This is a genomic window from Terriglobus saanensis SP1PR4, assembly GCF_000179915.2.
GTDB classification, from domain to species: domain Bacteria; phylum Acidobacteriota; class Terriglobia; order Terriglobales; family Acidobacteriaceae; genus Terriglobus; species Terriglobus saanensis.
Genome location: NC_014963.1, coordinates 674,319 through 688,961, shown reverse-complemented (window position 1 = coordinate 688,961; position 14,643 = coordinate 674,319). Strand labels below are relative to the sequence as shown.

14 protein-coding genes and 1 tRNA gene are annotated in these 14,643 nt (G+C 58.2%); 6 read left to right on the top strand and 9 right to left on the bottom strand.

The window, feature by feature from the left end; genetic code table 11:
* Positions 1-267: 267 nt before the first annotated feature.
* On the bottom strand, positions 268-1,305 hold the full coding sequence (gene yiaK / locus ACIPR4_RS02815; protein WP_013567135.1) for a 3-dehydro-L-gulonate 2-dehydrogenase: 1,038 nt from the start codon (positions 1,303-1,305) through the stop codon (positions 268-270).
* Positions 1,306-1,332: 27 nt separating this feature from the next.
* Positions 1,333-1,992, bottom strand: coding sequence for a TetR/AcrR family transcriptional regulator (locus ACIPR4_RS02810; RefSeq protein WP_013567134.1), 660 nt, complete (start codon positions 1,990-1,992; stop codon positions 1,333-1,335).
* 51 nt (positions 1,993-2,043) lie between these two features.
* On the opposite strand from ACIPR4_RS02810, the gene ACIPR4_RS02805 reads away from it, so the two are divergent.
* Positions 2,044-2,928: an aldo/keto reductase family oxidoreductase gene (locus ACIPR4_RS02805; protein WP_013567133.1), complete on the top strand. Its 885-nt coding sequence runs from the start codon at positions 2,044-2,046 to the stop codon at positions 2,926-2,928.
* A gap of 31 nt (positions 2,929-2,959) precedes the next feature.
* Here ACIPR4_RS02805 and ACIPR4_RS02800 read toward each other — a convergent pair whose 3' ends face one another.
* Positions 2,960-5,599, bottom strand: coding sequence for an ABC transporter permease (locus ACIPR4_RS02800; RefSeq protein WP_013567132.1), 2,640 nt, complete (start codon positions 5,597-5,599; stop codon positions 2,960-2,962).
* A 304-nt stretch (positions 5,600-5,903) separates the two neighbouring features.
* Here ACIPR4_RS02800 and ACIPR4_RS02795 point away from each other — a divergent pair, with 304 nt between their 5' ends.
* A complete protein-coding gene (locus ACIPR4_RS02795) occupies positions 5,904-6,734 on the top strand; it encodes a response regulator (protein ID WP_013567131.1) in 831 nt (276 codons plus the stop codon).
* A gap of 59 nt (positions 6,735-6,793) precedes the next feature.
* On the opposite strand, the gene ACIPR4_RS02790 is transcribed toward ACIPR4_RS02795, so the two are convergent.
* Both ACIPR4_RS02790 and ACIPR4_RS02785 read right to left on the bottom strand, forming a co-directional pair.
* Positions 6,794-6,869 (bottom strand) — tRNA-Ala (locus ACIPR4_RS02790).
* Between the two features lie 161 nt (positions 6,870-7,030).
* On the bottom strand, positions 7,031-7,558 hold the full coding sequence (locus ACIPR4_RS02785; protein ID WP_013567130.1) for a TetR/AcrR family transcriptional regulator: 528 nt from the start codon (positions 7,556-7,558) through the stop codon (positions 7,031-7,033).
* An 85-nt stretch (positions 7,559-7,643) separates the two neighbouring features.
* On the opposite strand from ACIPR4_RS02785, the gene ACIPR4_RS02780 reads away from it, so the two are divergent.
* Positions 7,644-8,426 (top strand): SDR family NAD(P)-dependent oxidoreductase, encoded by a 783-nt coding sequence (locus ACIPR4_RS02780; RefSeq protein WP_013567129.1) that lies wholly within the window; start codon positions 7,644-7,646, stop codon positions 8,424-8,426.
* Positions 8,427-8,479: 53 nt separating this feature from the next.
* Here ACIPR4_RS02780 and ACIPR4_RS02775 read toward each other — a convergent pair whose 3' ends face one another.
* From ACIPR4_RS02775 to ribH, 4 genes are all read right to left on the bottom strand, one after another.
* Positions 8,480-8,746 carry an alanyl-tRNA editing protein gene (locus ACIPR4_RS02775; RefSeq protein ID WP_013567128.1) on the bottom strand — a complete coding sequence of 89 codons (267 nt, stop codon included), beginning with the start codon at positions 8,744-8,746 and terminating at the stop codon, positions 8,480-8,482.
* Between the two features lies 1 nt (position 8,747).
* Positions 8,748-9,695 (bottom strand): class 1 fructose-bisphosphatase, encoded by a 948-nt coding sequence (gene fbp, locus ACIPR4_RS02770; protein WP_013567127.1) that lies wholly within the window; start codon positions 9,693-9,695, stop codon positions 8,748-8,750.
* Between the two features lie 234 nt (positions 9,696-9,929).
* On the bottom strand, positions 9,930-10,370 hold the full coding sequence (gene nusB, locus ACIPR4_RS02765; RefSeq protein WP_013567126.1) for a transcription antitermination factor NusB: 441 nt from the start codon (positions 10,368-10,370) through the stop codon (positions 9,930-9,932).
* A 1-nt stretch (position 10,371) separates the two neighbouring features.
* On the bottom strand, positions 10,372-11,244 hold the full coding sequence (gene ribH, locus ACIPR4_RS02760) for a 6,7-dimethyl-8-ribityllumazine synthase (protein WP_013567125.1): 873 nt from the start codon (positions 11,242-11,244) through the stop codon (positions 10,372-10,374).
* Positions 11,245-11,301: 57 nt separating this feature from the next.
* Here ribH and ACIPR4_RS02755 point away from each other — a divergent pair, with 57 nt between their 5' ends.
* From ACIPR4_RS02755 to ACIPR4_RS02745, 3 genes are read left to right on the top strand one after another with little or no spacing between them, the layout of a single operon-like run.
* On the top strand, positions 11,302-11,844 hold the full coding sequence (locus ACIPR4_RS02755) for a hypothetical protein (protein ID WP_144312290.1): 543 nt from the start codon (positions 11,302-11,304) through the stop codon (positions 11,842-11,844).
* 2 nt (positions 11,845-11,846) lie between these two features.
* A complete protein-coding gene (mctP, locus tag ACIPR4_RS02750) occupies positions 11,847-13,355 on the top strand; it encodes a monocarboxylate uptake permease MctP (protein ID WP_013567123.1) in 1,509 nt (502 codons plus the stop codon).
* The gene (locus ACIPR4_RS02745) at positions 13,352-14,587 is read left to right on the top strand and encodes a DUF2264 domain-containing protein (protein ID WP_013567122.1); all 1,236 of its coding nucleotides are present in this window, start codon (positions 13,352-13,354) and stop codon (positions 14,585-14,587) included. The genes mctP and ACIPR4_RS02745 overlap by 4 nt, the downstream gene beginning before the upstream one ends.
* Positions 14,588-14,643 lie beyond the last annotated feature (56 nt).

The following is a 14,643-nucleotide window of genomic DNA, read 5'->3' as shown; positions in this document are numbered from 1 at the left end:
TTGTTCCACCGCTGTTTCGAATTACTGTCTTTCGAAAAGTCAGGGAAGATATTATGGGTCGAGGGAGAGCTATCTCCAACCCTTGCATTTGGCGATCCATTTCGTCCCTAAATAAATCAACAAGATAAGAAGAGCAATGCCCGACGAAGAAGAAAGAAATTTCTCCTTTTTACCCCGAAAATATCCCCCATGGAGGCTCTTACGTGCCTATCGTCTGGGCCAATTTACGGTAATCGAGGGATCGAATTCCGTCTGATTTGCTTCGGTCTAAGACAGACGTAACTGGATTTCCGCCCATACACTCTCGTCCACCGGAATGCCGAGACGGGTGTTTTCCTCGCGCAGGCGGAGGGTTTCTTCGCCGGGATAGCGGGGTGGCGTGGCCGGATCGCTGCGCGGCGCCGACCGGAGAGCCTGAATGAGGGCATCGACTGTCTGGGTCATAGCTTCGGCATGGGCCACGTTCGAAGGCGAGACAACGAGGAAGATCTGGCTGATTCCGGTTTCAAAGAGTGGATCGAGCGAAATCTCATGCGTGGCCTTGCCGCCGGAGAGCATGGCTGCAAAGAGATCGAGCGTAAGGGCCAGACCGGAGCCTTTCCAGAAACCGATGGGAAGAGCACGATAACTTTCACGGATGGCTGCGGGGTCGCGGGTAAGGTTCCCCTCCGGATCAAATCCACCGGGGACAGAGAGTTGTTCTCCACGCGCGATGTGAGCGTCGAGCTGGCCATAGGAGAACTGACTGATGGCCATGTCGAGAACGACGTGCGGGCCGCTGCGGTAGTCCCCCGTTTTGGGATTGATCCTTGGAATCGCGACGACGAAGGGATTGTTGCCTAGTGTAGGGCCAGCGGTTCCCCAGGCTGGCGTGTTGGGGTTGGTGTTCGTCCAACTGAGGGCGAAGTATCCGCGGTCCGCCGCCTGCCAGCCGTAGGTTCCACCACGCATCCAGTGAGAGGTATTACGGAGCGCAACACATCCGAGACTGTACTGGTCGGCCAACTCCATGGCGCGGGCCATCGCGGCTTCTGCGTTGAGATTGCCGATACCGAGATGGCCGTCCCAGCTTTCCAGCGCGCCGTGAGAGGCCACCACGGTGGGCTCCGCCGTAGTGGAGACGGAGCCGTTCGCGATCATCGCCAGCATGCGTGGAAGACGGTTGAGACCGTGCGTGTAGACACCGTCGCGCGTGGTCTCTGCAAAGAGCGTGGCACAGCGGTCCGCGCGCTTTGGCGAGACACCCGTGCGCTGGAGGACGGCTGAAATCGTGGACTGGAGTTCGGCAAAAGATATGCGCTGCATGAAGTGATGGTAAAGGTTCCCGCGTGTTTATCGCCCACGCGCACGCATCGATGGCCGCGCGGAAGCGGCCTCCATATAGGTGCAGACGAAGAAGATCAGTTCCTGTCGAAAGGCTTCGAATTGTTTCTCGGGAGAAGCCGATTCGAGCAGGCTGCGGCTGATGCCCGCCATCGCACTCTGCAACATGGTGGCGACGATCTGCGGATCTCTCGTGAGCGGTTCGCAGGAGGTTTTCAACATGCCGACAATCGCCTTGTTGGTTCGCACACCCATTTTCCGCACGATCCTGGCTCCGTCCACATCAGAGCTTACGGAGTACATCGCGACGCTCGTCTTCGGATCATTCCTCATCTTCGCTTCAAGAAACGCGTTGATGAGCGCTGTCCCCATCTGCTGAAGGGTGGCGGTCTCCTGCTCCTGACATACGTGCTCCACCGCCTCGGTCACTTCGTCGAGATGACGCTGGATCACTGCCTGAAGAAGCGCGCTCTTATTGGGGAAGTACTGATACAAAGTTCCAACCGACACACCCGCTCTGAGTGCCACCCTGGTCGTGGTCAAACGCTCCTTGCCCACGGTGACCAGAACCTGAATGGTGGCTTCCAGAATGGCTTCCACACTCGCAGTGGAGCGCGCTTGTACAGGCGATTTACGGGGTTCTAAGAGTGCTGAGGGATGCGGGGGCAAATGCGAACTCCTAACCTGAAGCTTTCTTCATCTAATCACAAGGAGAAACAAATGACGAAGCAGATAGATCTCGGCGGAAGCTTTACCCTTCCCGGTACTTCGATGACCTTGAACCGCATGGGGTATGGTGCGATGCAACTTGCAGGACCGCAGGTGTGGGGACCGCCACGAGATGTAGACGGTGCGATTGCGGTACTGAAAGAAGCGGTTGCGTCCGGCGTAAACCATATCGACACCTCCGACTTTTATGGTCCGCATGTGACCAATCAACTGATCAAACAGGCGCTTCATCCCTATGCGGATGACTTGACGATTGTGACGAAGGTAGGCGCTCGCAGAGAGGCAGACAAGTCCTGGGTTCACGCTCTTTCGCGTCAGGAACTGATCGATGGAGTGCATGACAACCTTCGCAATCTAGGTCTCGACAGGCTGGATGTCGTCAACCTGCGCGTGGGTGGAATCGCGGAGCCATCGGAAGACTCGATTGAAGCACCTCTGACGGTCCTCGCGGAGCTCAAGCAGCAGGGGCTCATTCGCCATCTTGGCTTGAGCAATGTCACGCCCAAACAGTTGGCCGAAGGACAGGCGATCTCTGAGATCGTGTGTATACAGAACATGTATAACCTCGCACATCGGCATGACGATGCGTTTATCGATGAGCTTGCCAAGCAGGGCATAGCGTTTGTGCCGTTCTTTCCGTTGGGAGGGTTTACGCCGCTCCAGTCGGATGCGCTCAACACAGCAGCGACCTCGCTCCAGGCCACACCGATGCAGGTGGCGCTGGCATGGCTTCTGCAGCGCTCGCCGAACATTCTCCTGATCCCCGGCACATCGACGGTGAAGCACCTGCACGAAAATCTGAAGGCTGCGACGTTGCAGATACCCGCCGAGCTACTCGCTGAACTCGACTCCATCGGTACAGCGCCTAAGCAGTAAAAGTGGTCGTACGCGCGACAGAACATCCTGGTTATTCCGATCGCAACATAACGACGGGATCGATCCTCATCGCGCGTACGACCGCTGGCAGGGCTGAAAGCAGAGCCACGCCGAGCAGAACGGACGTCGGTAAGATCAACATCGAAATCCCATTGCCTTTTACTTCAAAGAGCAGTGACGCCATCGTTCGCGAAGCCAGATTGCCAAGAACGATACCAAGAACCTCTCCTGTCACGACCATCAAAAACACGCGTGATGTTACAAGTTGCGCCACGCTTCCAATGCGCGCGCCAATGGCAATGCGAATACCGAATTCACGCTGGCGCTGCAGCACGGAGTAACTCAGCACACCATACAGACCGATGGCGGCCAGGAGCAAAGCTACCCCGGCAAAGAATGCGGCAAGTGTAGCCAGCATTCTTTCGCGCATGGTCTGCGCACTGACCAGCTCCTCCTGCGTCCGCATCCTGCTTACGCGAAACGTCGGGTCTTCTTCGATCTTTTTACGAAGACTCTGCATGAGAGATCCGGGATCGCTCTGTTCGGTATGCACGACAAGGGTAGCCGAGCGAAGCTCCTTGAGTTTTCCGTCTTTAGAAGTCGCAAGCATCGGCTCATAGACCTGCGGCAGTATCGGTTCTCGAAGCGTCTTGTAGACCGCATCTCCCACAATACCGACAATGGCGATCGGTTGGTGTGGGCCAACGAGGAACGTTCTTCCCAAGGGACTACCACCCTCAAAGTACGTCTTCACGAACGTCTCATTGACGACCGCAGTTCTGCCCTGCATGTCCCCATCGCGCAGATCGCGACCTTCCAGCAGAGGTATCCCCATGGTTGTGCGCCACTCAGGAGTGATGTTTAGAAAGTACGTCAGCACTTCGGTTTTGGGCTTTCCGGGCACACTGATGAAACCGTTTTCGGAGTTACCGCCCAGCAGGGCCCAGTCGGACATCGCAACGGACTTCACTCCGGGAACGGCGCGTATTCGTTCGGCCAGAGCGTTCCATCGTGAAAGGGACTGCGGCTGTTCCGCATCTGTGGGCATCGTGAGCACGCGTCCGGAGTCGAAGCCAAGCGGGCGATTCGATAGCTTACGGAAGGTCGTTGTAAATAATCCCGCAATGAACAAAACCACAAAGCAGAACGTCACCTGCGATGCGATGAGCAGATGCATTTTTCTGCGTTGCGACTGCGGTCCCTCTCCACCCTTGAGAGCAAGCGACGGCTTCACGCTCGAGGCACGTAGCGCCGGTATGAGACCAAACAGAAGGATCACACCCAGCGTTAACGCGAGACCAAAGGCTGTAACGGCCCAGTCGGGTTGCCACACAAGTTGTATGGGATTCGACGCCGTGCTAATCCTGGCTACAACAAACGGCGCGGCCCACCATGCGAACAGCGATCCCAGGGTCGACGCCATGAGTCCCATCATCACGCTCTCGATCATGACCAATCGCACAAGGCGTACTCGTCCCGCGCCAAGAGAGACGCGTAAGGCCATCTCGCGCGCCCGTGAAGCCGCCTGCGCCGTCATCAGGTTGGCAACATTGGCGCATGCAATCAACAACACCAGTCCCACCAGAACGCCGAGGGCCTTCAGTGCCAGTCCATACTCGCTCTGCAGTTCAGAGACGCCTCCAGCGGCAGGCATAAGCGAGAGATGAGCATTGGGCCATCCCTCCAAAAGATACTTCGGTAGATTCGTCCATCCCTTCGCGCGCTCACGTTCGGAACGGTGATACACCGCGTCCAGTTTGCTCGTGAGAGAAGCGAGACCTACGCCGCGCTCCGGCCGCAGAAAGAGACGCTGGCTGGCATCGTTCGCATCCTTTGCAGAGGGATCCATCAGCGCCGGTAGAAACACCTCGATCAACGTACCTGGCTCTGTTCCCGTAAATCCCTTCGGAGCGACACCCACAACTTCAAAGAGCGTGTCATTCCACTTGAAGGTCTTGCCTACCGTCCGTGGGTCCCCCGCAAACCGCCGCATCCAGTAGTCGTAGGACAACACGGCCACAGGCCTCGGATGGGACATCAGGTCATCTTCGTTCACGATCAAACGTCCCAGCGCCGGCTGTAATCCCATCTTTGCGAAGAACTCACCGGACACCGGCCCCAGCGTTACCCGCTCCATCTGTTGATAGCTGCCATAGGTCAAGTCGGCGTGCATCGCGTACTCCGCATCGACTAACTCGGCCTGTCCCTTGACCGCCTCACGCATCTCCAGAAACAGAGGATACGAGCTCGTATCCCACTTCGCAGGCACACCACGGCCGTTCAAACCCTCGTACGAGACGGCATACAAGTTTTCAGGATGACTCACAGGCAGTGGCCGGAGAAACAATGCGTCCACTAGACGGAACGCACCGGTACACGCACCGATCCCAAGCCCAAGCGAAAGCACAGCGGCAGCGGTCGTCACCTTATGCTTCATCAACTGTCGCCAGCCGAAGACGATGTCTGCACGAAGAGAGTCCAGCGATTCCGCTACCTGAAACTCGCGACTCTTTTCGCGCAGCCGTAGAGGCGATCCAAGCGCGCGCCGGGCCTCCTCCGGATCGCGGCCAGCGGCCACCGCCTCTTCCAGATGCGAGGCGAACTCCTCGTCCAGTTCGCGATTTACTCGCTCGCCACGAAAGGCATTCGAAATACGTGACCAGAGACTCATCTCACACCGTCCTCAAAACGCGATGGATCGCGGCAGTCGCCGCATCAATAAAGCGTCCTGCTCTCTTATACCTAGACAGCTTAATATATAGAGGGCTATGCCTCTGTCAAGAGTTATTCGTGTGCAACAGCACATCGCTGGAGGGTTGGGCTTCCGATCGCGACGTCCCACGGGAACAATCCGTATCGCAGTACCGCCGCCCGCGTTGCCAAACACTTCTCGCTATGCCTGCTTCCGTACGAAGCGTATCCTATAAACAACTGGGGACAAACGGACACTCGTCTGCGACCACTTGGAGGTTCCAATGGCGCTGGCGAGGGTTCTGGTTGTTGACGATAACGAGTCCGTCCGTTTGAGCCTCTGTGCCATTCTTGAAAGTCATGGCTTCGAGGTCACCTGCGCCGCCGATGTAAGCGAAGCGCTCAAGTTCATCAGTTCGCAAAAATACGATGTTTTGCTGAGCGATTTGCATATGCCTGGTGCGGGAGACGGACTTACCGTGGTGAGCGCCATGCGACACGCAAATCCTGAAGCTGTGACTCTACTTCTGAGTGCGTTCCCGGAAATGTCCGAGGCTGCCAATGCCATCCTGATGCAGACGGACGAGATCCTCGTGAAGCCGATGAATGTTCCCGACCTTCTGGACGCGATCAAGCAACGACTCGCCAAGGGACCTCTCCATAGACGGAAGGTCGAAACCCTCGCCACAATTCTCGAACGTACCACCGAAGCCAGCATCGAGGATTGGTATGACAAGGTAAAAAAGGAAGAGACCTTGCTTACGATTCATCTGAGCCGTGACGAGCGCTGCAAGCATCTGCCTCAGCTCTTTCGCGACCTGGAAAAGCGCCTGCAAGCCTTTAAGCCGCTCGGCACAAAAGAACTGAAGTCCGAATCGGCCTCGCAGCATGGGATGGAGCGTCGCAGGCAGGGATACACTGCTGCCATGATGGTGGAAGAGAGTCGCATCCTTCAGGTGACCATCTTCCACACACTGCAGAAGAACCTTGGCACGATTGATTTCAGCGTGCTGCTTCTGGGCGTGATGACCATCGCCGATGAAGTGGATTCGCAGCTGAGTCAGGCAATGAAAAGCTACATCGCAGAGTCCGTTCAGGACGCTTTACCAGCCTGAGAACGAGCTGTCGATGGCGTTCATATTGGCCAGATTTTGCGGGCTAAAGTAATTGTTTTTGGTGGAGCTGAGCGGGATCGAACCGCTGACCTCCTCGTTGCGAACGAGGCGCTCTCCCAGCTGAGCTACAGCCCCACACTTCTGGGAGCGTTGCGCGGTGGAACAGCGGCAACGCCAGACAACTTCTGTGAGTGTATCAGGTGGCGTGAAAGAGAAGCAGATTTCTCCCCTCCGCTATGGAACGACAAATGGTGCGGGAATGACAGATGCGCAGTGCGCTTCCCGCGACGCTTTGGCTAGGTGAGTTTTTCTCGTATCTCTTTTAAAATCTCCCGGGAGAAGGCCTCGTCCGTTACGGCGCGTGCCAGCATCATCGCTCCAACCATCGTCGCCGTGGTCAGGATGGCTTCTCCCCGCTCTTCGCCGATTGCCGCGAGGATCTCTTTCAGGCTGGCGGTGAATGCATCCCTTGCCACGGGCTCGCGGCGTATTTCACTCGAGAGCGCCGCCATAGTGCATCCGGTCTCGGGATGGTCCCTGTGCTTTGTACTGAGGTAGCGGTCGATATAAGCCTTGCGTCCCGCAGGAGTGGCGAAGTTTTTCGCGACTCTTTCCAGCGTGTTTTGCATGCCATATTCTGTCGCAGCAGCCATGAGGGCTTCCTTTGAGCTGAAGTGGCTGTAGAAGGCGCCGTGGGTCAGACCTGCGGCCTTCATCACCTCGGCCACGGTCACGTCTTTGAAGCCTCGTTCCCGGAAGAGCCGGGATGCCTCACGCACGATCCGCTGATGTTTTTCTTCTGTCTCCTTGACCGGATAGCGCATCGTCTACACCTCACAAAATTGAATCTCTAAAGCATTACAACCATCATACATGACGACTGTACTACTTCGACAAATGGAGAAACACATGAAACTCGACGGCAAGAAGGCACTCATCACCGGTGGCAACAGCGGCATCGGTCTGGCGACGGCGCAGATCTTTATTCAGGAAGGCGCGCAGGTCGCCATCACGGGACGCGATCAGGCCACGCTGGACGAGGCCCTGACTCTGCTGGGCCCGAACGCGCATGGATATCGTACCGATGTCACGGACCCTACTGCTCGCAAGCAGTTCTTCGAACAACTTGCGCAGGACTTTGGCAAGCTGGATATCGTCTTTGCCAACGCCGGTATTTCGGGCAAGACGCCGACGGGCGAAGCCGACGAAGCCCTTTTTGAAAACATCATCCATATCAATCTGACGGGTGCCTTCTTTACGGCGAACTCCGCCGCTCCTCTGCTGAATGACGGCGGCACCATTATTTTTAATGCCTCCGTGCATAACTATCTCGGTCAGCCTGGAATGGCAGCTTACGCGGCGAGCAAGGGAGGCCTTCGCGCCATGGCACGCTCCATCGCTGCGGACCTTGCGCCGCGTGGCATCCGCGTCAATGTGGTCTCTCCGGGCGCGACGAAGACACCGATTTGGGGACGTGAGGCACGGGCCAAGATCTCAGCGGAAGAGAAGGGACAACATGCGGAGTTTGTGTCTTCACTCATCCCTCTGGAACGATGGGGAGAGGCGACCGAGATCGCGAAGGCCGTACTCTTTCTGGCTTCGGACGATTCGTCCTATGTTAATTCCATCGAGCTGCTCGTCGACGGCGGCTTTACCGGATCTCCGATGGGCTCGCCTCGTATGCGTGATTGATTCCGGCGCAGGCGCGATCCCATCGCCAGGACGGTCGCGCCTGTTGTGCCTTTTTATTTTGCTGGAGAAGTGATCGTTGCCGTCACAGTGGTGCCTGCTAGCAGCGGTTTTTCCGTGTTGTGCCAGAGCGTTCCTTCGTCATCGGGCTCGATGGCGAGGATAGCAATTTCAATCGACGCTCCGGAGCGGGCCGTGGCGCGCAGGGTGCCGGTATCGCCGGGCTGAAACAGGCTTTCGCGCAGGGAGAGTTGCCAGAGCGAACGGCCCCTTGCCTGTGAGTGAAGGCGAATGTCAGCTACTTCCGTTTCGAAGGTCGGCATACTACTTCCCTGCTGCCAGCTTGGTGATGGCTTCCACTTCGTGACGGCTTCCGATGATGAACGTCGTGCGCTGATGTGGCTCGGTCGGAGCGATGTCCAGGATGCGCTGCGTGCCATTGGTGGCCGCGCCGCTGGCCTGTTCGGCAATCATGGCGAGCGGGTTGGCTTCGTAGAGCAGACGGAGCTTGCCGTTGGGGGCCTTCGCCGTCGGCGGATAGAGAAAGACTCCGCCCTTCAGCAGCGTGCGATGGAAGTCAGCAACGAGAGAGCCGATGTAGCGCGAGGAGTATTTTGCGCCCAGCAGCGTGCCGTCGCGAAGACCCGCGAGTGCCTGTTGGTAGGCGGGCGGGAAGTCGGCGATGTTGGCCTCGTTGGCCGAGTAGTACGGTCCCTGCGGCGGCATCTTCATCTCTTCCCAGTTGAGGACAAAGCTGGTGGTGTCGGGGTCGAGCGTGAAACCGTGAACGCCGCTGCCGGCGGTGTAGACGAGGATGGTGGACGGCCCGTAGACCACGTACAGGGCGGCAACCTGTTTGTTCCCTGCTTTTAAAGTAGTCGCTGTTTCGCCGGCTTCGATCTGCTGGATGGAGACAATGGTGCCGACGTTGACATTGACGTCGATGTTCGAGGAGCCGTCGAGGGGATCGAAGATGGCGATGTACTTTGCGCCGGGCTTGTCGGTGAAAACGATGGGTTCGTCGTCCTCTTCGCTGACGATGGCGGCGACGGTCGCAAGCGGCTTAAGCGCGGCGATGATGCAGTCGTTGGCGAAGACGTCGAGCTTTTGCTGTTGCTCGCCCTGGATGTTGGTGTGACCGAAGGATCCGAGGATATCCGAAAGACCAGCCGTGCGGATGCGCGATTCGATCTGAACGCAGGCTGTGGCGATGGCGGAGAGAAGAGTGGCTAGATCCTGATCCTGAATGTGGGTGGCGAGAGTCTGCGGCATGGGGTAATGATAAGGCAGTGGTCGAGCTTAGCTCGAATGACGCGCTCGCGCACTTGTTTGTCATTCCGTAGCGAAGCGGAGGAATCTGCTGTTGCCCGTCCCGATAAATCCGGTTTGTGCGCTCCGCGCGACCCCACCCTATCCCACCCCAGCGAACAAAAAACGTTCGCCGGGAACCCCGGTTTCGCAAAAACCGCGAAAGAATGGGGGCACATACCGCTCTTTACTTTAATTCTAAGCCAGGCGCTTCGCCATCAGGGCACGCGCTACAGCGTCGAGGACGCCGTTGAGAAAATTGACGCTTTCGGGCGCTGCATAGCGGCGGCCGATTTCGAGGGCTTCGTTGATGATGATCGGGTGCGGCGTAGAGGGGTAGCCGATCATTTCGGCGACGGCCATGCGGAGAAGGTTGCGGTCGACGGCGGCCATGCGGGCCACGCGCCAGTTCTGCGCATGCTCTTCGAGAAGGGTGTCGATCTCTTCCTGCTTGACCATGGCAACGCGAAAGAGGTCCTCAGCGAAGCCCTGCGTGTCGGCGTCGATGGTGGCTTTTCCGGCTTCATCTTCGCGGGCGTTCCAGAAGGATTTCTGCACGTCTTCCGAGGATTGTTTGCCGAGGTCGGCCTGAAAGAGCATCTGCATAGCTAGTTCGCGCGATTTTCTACGTGTTCCCAATTTACTTTCCTATCCCGGAGCGCGAACCGGCTTTCAATTTCTGTTGGATGGAGACCATCTCGATGGCTGCGATGGCTGCTTCAAAGCCCTTGTTGCCAGCTTTGACTCCAGCACGGTTGAGCGCCTGTTCGAGGGTCTCGCAGGTGAGGACGCCGAAGGCATGGGGGATGCCCGTCTCCTGCTGAGACTGGCCGATGCCACGGGCTACTTCGTTATAGATGGCTTCGTAGTGCGCGGTTTCTCCGCGAATAAGGCAGCCAAGGGTGATGATGGCGTCAAAACGTTTTGTATCGGCCAACGTGCGTGCGGCGGAAGCGACTTCCCATGCACCGGGGACGCGGACGATCTCGATGTCAGCCTTTTTTGCACCGGAACGGAGAAGCCCGTCGAGGGAACCCTGCAGAAGACGGTCGGTGATGACAGCGTTCCAGCGGGCGGTGACGATACCGAAGCGCATGCCTTCTGCGGAGAGGTCGCCTTCGATGGCGCTGTGCTGGCCCTTGAAGGGGTCGGTATTCTCCCAGAAGCCCAGGTGAAGACCACCGAGTTCCACGGTGAACATGCGGGATTTCCAGTGAGTTTCCGTAGTAACAGACACGGTTTCCGCTGTAGCCCACTTGGAGACGATGGCGTGGACGTTGTCGAGCGCGGTGACTTCGACAAGCAGTTCTGGAACGGCGGGAAGGCGGCCGGTGACGAACTCGATGTTGCCGAGGGGGGCGAGGAAGGCTGCGCCCTTGCCGGGCCCGTTGCCGGAGGCTGTCTCATCCCAGCCCTTGCCGGGTTCGAAGCCGAGCGCTGAGAAGAGGGTGGTGAGCCGGTTGAAAGACTCCTCGGTTTGGACCGCAGCTACGCGTGTGACGCCCTTAATCATGAATCGATTGTACCGTCCGGGAGCCCTGGGTACCCGTGACCTTGTATGCTGGATTGCGTGAACCCACGTCCATTTTTGCTCTCTTCCCTCATGTTTCTGGGCCTTGTCCTTACCGGTTGCCGCCACGCGTCGACCGACATTCCACCGCAGGCCAACCTGGAACGCGCGCACCTGCTTGAAGTAGCGCGGCAGGATCTGGCCCAGATTCCTCCGCCCTCCAAGAACCTGTACATGAACATTCGGACGATTGAGGACTGGGAAAATCCCCTTCTCACCGTGCAGCAGAACATGATTACGATCACCGTCCTGATGGCGGACGCCAACCCCTCCCCGCTGGGCAAAGGCACGATGCTGCGCCCCGTGGCGGCGCGCAAGGAAGTCCTGAATATCGCTCCGATGCACCTCGCCGAGGCCTTGAACTCGATCCCCCATAGCGCGTGGCCGTATGGGCGTGTGGTGGCGATTGAAGAGGCGCACGAGGCTCCCAAGTCGGTACGGCCCGAGCTTCGCCGCAATATCGAAGCCGCCATGCAGACGCTGTCGGACATCGGCATCGTGGCGGATGAGTGGAATGACAATCGCCCTGTGGGGATTCGCTAAGCATGGTCTTTACGCACGGCGTTGCGCTGACCGTGTTCTGCGTGATGTTTGCGCTGGTGACGCTGGCCGGGTTTCTGGCGGGGCGCTGGCGCAGACCGAAAGACGGCATGCATTCGCTGGAAGAGTGGGGTCTGGCGGGGCGTAGTTTTGGCACGCTGATTACGTGGTTCCTGATCGGTGGCGATCTCTACACGGCGTACACCATCATTGCCGTGCCTGCGGCGCTCTACGGCGGCGGCGCGATGGGATTCTTCGCAGTACCGTACGTCATCTTCATCTACCCGTACATGATGGTGGTGCTGCCGCGCCTGTGGGAGATCTGTCAGCGGCACGGATACATCACCTTCGCCGATATGGTGCGCGGGCGCTTCGGCTTCCGGCCTTTGACGCTGGCGATTGCGTTAACCGGCATTCTTTCGCTGATGCCTTACATCGCCCTGCAGCTTGTAGGGATGAAGGTGGTGCTCGCCGCAATGGGCATGGGCGGCGAGTGGCCGATCATCATCGCATTTGTGATCCTGGCGGCCTATACGTATTCGAGCGGTCTGCGAGCGCCTGCGGTTATCGCGGTCGTGAAGGATGTGATGCTCTACATCATGGTGCTGGCGGCGGTGGTCCTGCTGCCGCTGAAGCTCGGTGGCTTTGGACACATCTTCGCCGTGGCCAAGGCTGCGCTGCCGACGCATGTTCCGGCAGGTTCGATCCTGTTGAAGCCGGGACAGGTCCTTCCCTACACAACGCTGGCTCTCGGGTCAGCGGTTGCGTTGATTCTTTATCCGCATACGGCAACGGGCATGCTGTCTGCCGCGAGCAAGGGAACGATCCGCAGGAATGCTGCACTGCTTCCTGCTTACTCGCTGCTGTTGGGTCTGCTGGCTCTGCTGGGGTACGTGGCGATTGCGGCGGGCGTAACGACAGCGGACAAGTCGCAGGCGATTCCCTTGCTCTTTCTGAAGATGTTTCCCGAGTGGTTTGCTGGGTTCTGCCTTTCGGCGATTGCCATCGGCGCGTTGGTGCCTGCGGCGATCATGTCGATTGCAGCTTCCAATCTCTTCACGCGAAATATCTGGGGCGAGTTGACGCGTACGAAACTGAACGACAAGCAGGAGTCGCAGATGGCGAAGATCGTTTCGCTTGTCGTGAAGTTCGGTGCGTTGGCGTTTGTGATCGAGTCGCCTTCGAGCTACGCGATCGAGATGCAGTTACTGGGTGGGATCTGGATCGCGCAATTGTTTCCATCGGTGGTGCTGGGCGCTTTCGTGAGAAAGCTGCACCCGTGGGCGCTCTTTTGCGGATGGGCCGCAGGTATGGGCATGGGAACGTGGATGGCTGCTGCGATGCAACTGAAGACGAGCGGCGTGTATCCACTGCACCTCCTTGGTGGAACGTATTCAATGTATGCGGCGGTGCCTGCGCTGGCAATCAATCTAGTGTTAGCGATAGGATTAACGCCCGTCTTTCGCGCGATGGGCGTGCGGGATGGATCGCATGTTGAGGTAGCTTTCGGATGACAACACGTCGCGGGTTTCTTGTGGGTGGATCGATGCTGGGAGCCGTCATGGGCTCGCGGATTTCAACGGCTGAATCGACTTCCCCAAGAGACGAACGCGCCGCGTGGGTGACGCATCTGAAGCGGGTGGCAGAGCCGGTACTGACACACTGGGCTGCAGGCACGTTGCAGAGCGCGATGCCTGTGGAGGCTGCGCCCGGGCATGTCGAAACACAGAGGCCAGGGACGCATCTGGAGGCCGTCGGGCGCTTGCTCTGCGGAATCGCACCTTGGCTTGAACTGGAAGACGAGAGTAATGCCGGAGAAGCTGCGCTGCGTGTGCGGTTTCGTGCGCTCTCGAAGGAAGGGATTGCTCGCGGCGTCGAGAAGAGTTCGCCGACGTATCTGAAGTTCGGAGCGACTGCGCAGACGCTGGTGGATTCTTCCTTTCTCGCGCTGGCGCTGCTGCGCGCGCCGAAGCACCTCATGGGCGCGATGGATGCTTCGACACGAACGAACTTCGTGGAAGCTTTAGTCGCAGCGCGCGTCGTGAAGCCGGGCATGAATAACTGGTTGCTCTTTGCAGCGATGAATGAAGCCTGCCTGTTCACATTGGGCCACGAGTGGAAGCGCGAAGTCGTGGAGTTTGGGCTGGACAAGCATCGCGGCTGGTACCTGGGCGATGGCACCTTTGGCGACGGGCCGCACCTGCACTGGGACTACTACAACAGCTTCGTGATTCAGCCGTATCTGCTGCAGATCTTCGAGACGCTGGGCGCGGAGCTGCCTGCGTTTGCGGAGTTCGCTGCTGAAGAGAAGAAACATGCGGTGCGTTATGCCACGGTGCAGGAGCGACTGATCTCCGTGGATGGAAGTTATCCGGCGGTGGGGCGGTCGATCGCCTATCGATGCGGGGCCTTTCATCTGCTGGCCGATGTGGCGCGACGCGGAATGCTTCCTACGGAGATTGCGCCGAACCAGGTGCGATGTGCGTTGAGCGCGGTGATTGAGCGGACGCTTGGGGCTCGTGGCACGTTTGATGAGGCTGGCTGGTTGAGGATTGGGTTGGCGGGACATCAGCCTGGGCTGGGCGAAACATATATTTCGACGGGGAGTTTGTATCTCTGCTCGTTTGCGTTTTTGCCGTTGGGATTGGCGGCTGGGGATGTGTTTTGGAGTGGGCCTCGGGTGCGGTGGAGTGCGCAAAGGATTTGGAGCGGGGAGAGTGTGTTGGCGGATCATGCTCAGGATTGAGATCATGCGTCTAATACTCGTGCGTACCATATTTCAGAAAGAACATGAGAGAAACC

What these genes read in the sequence shown, in the direction of transcription:
- yiaK (WP_013567135.1), bottom strand. Translation starts at nt 1,305, where the DNA reads ATGCAGCGCATATCTTTTGCCGAACTCCAGTCCACGATTTCAGCCGTC.
- ACIPR4_RS02805 (WP_013567133.1), top strand. Translation starts at nt 2,044, where the DNA reads ATGACGAAGCAGATAGATCTCGGCGGAAGCTTTACCCTTCCCGGTACT.
- ACIPR4_RS02800 (WP_013567132.1), bottom strand. Translation starts at nt 5,599, where the DNA reads ATGAGTCTCTGGTCACGTATTTCGAATGCCTTTCGTGGCGAGCGAGTA.
- ACIPR4_RS02795 (WP_013567131.1), top strand. Translation starts at nt 5,904, where the DNA reads ATGGCGCTGGCGAGGGTTCTGGTTGTTGACGATAACGAGTCCGTCCGT.
- ACIPR4_RS02785 (WP_013567130.1), bottom strand. Translation starts at nt 7,558, where the DNA reads ATGCGCTATCCGGTCAAGGAGACAGAAGAAAAACATCAGCGGATCGTG.
- ACIPR4_RS02780 (WP_013567129.1), top strand. Translation starts at nt 7,644, where the DNA reads ATGAAACTCGACGGCAAGAAGGCACTCATCACCGGTGGCAACAGCGGC.
- ACIPR4_RS02775 (WP_013567128.1), bottom strand. Translation starts at nt 8,746, where the DNA reads ATGCCGACCTTCGAAACGGAAGTAGCTGACATTCGCCTTCACTCACAG.
- fbp (WP_013567127.1), bottom strand. Translation starts at nt 9,695, where the DNA reads ATGCCGCAGACTCTCGCCACCCACATTCAGGATCAGGATCTAGCCACT.
- ribH (WP_013567125.1), bottom strand. Translation starts at nt 11,244, where the DNA reads ATGATTAAGGGCGTCACACGCGTAGCTGCGGTCCAAACCGAGGAGTCT.
- mctP (WP_013567123.1), top strand. Translation starts at nt 11,847, where the DNA reads ATGGTCTTTACGCACGGCGTTGCGCTGACCGTGTTCTGCGTGATGTTT.
- ACIPR4_RS02745 (WP_013567122.1), top strand. Translation starts at nt 13,352, where the DNA reads ATGACAACACGTCGCGGGTTTCTTGTGGGTGGATCGATGCTGGGAGCC.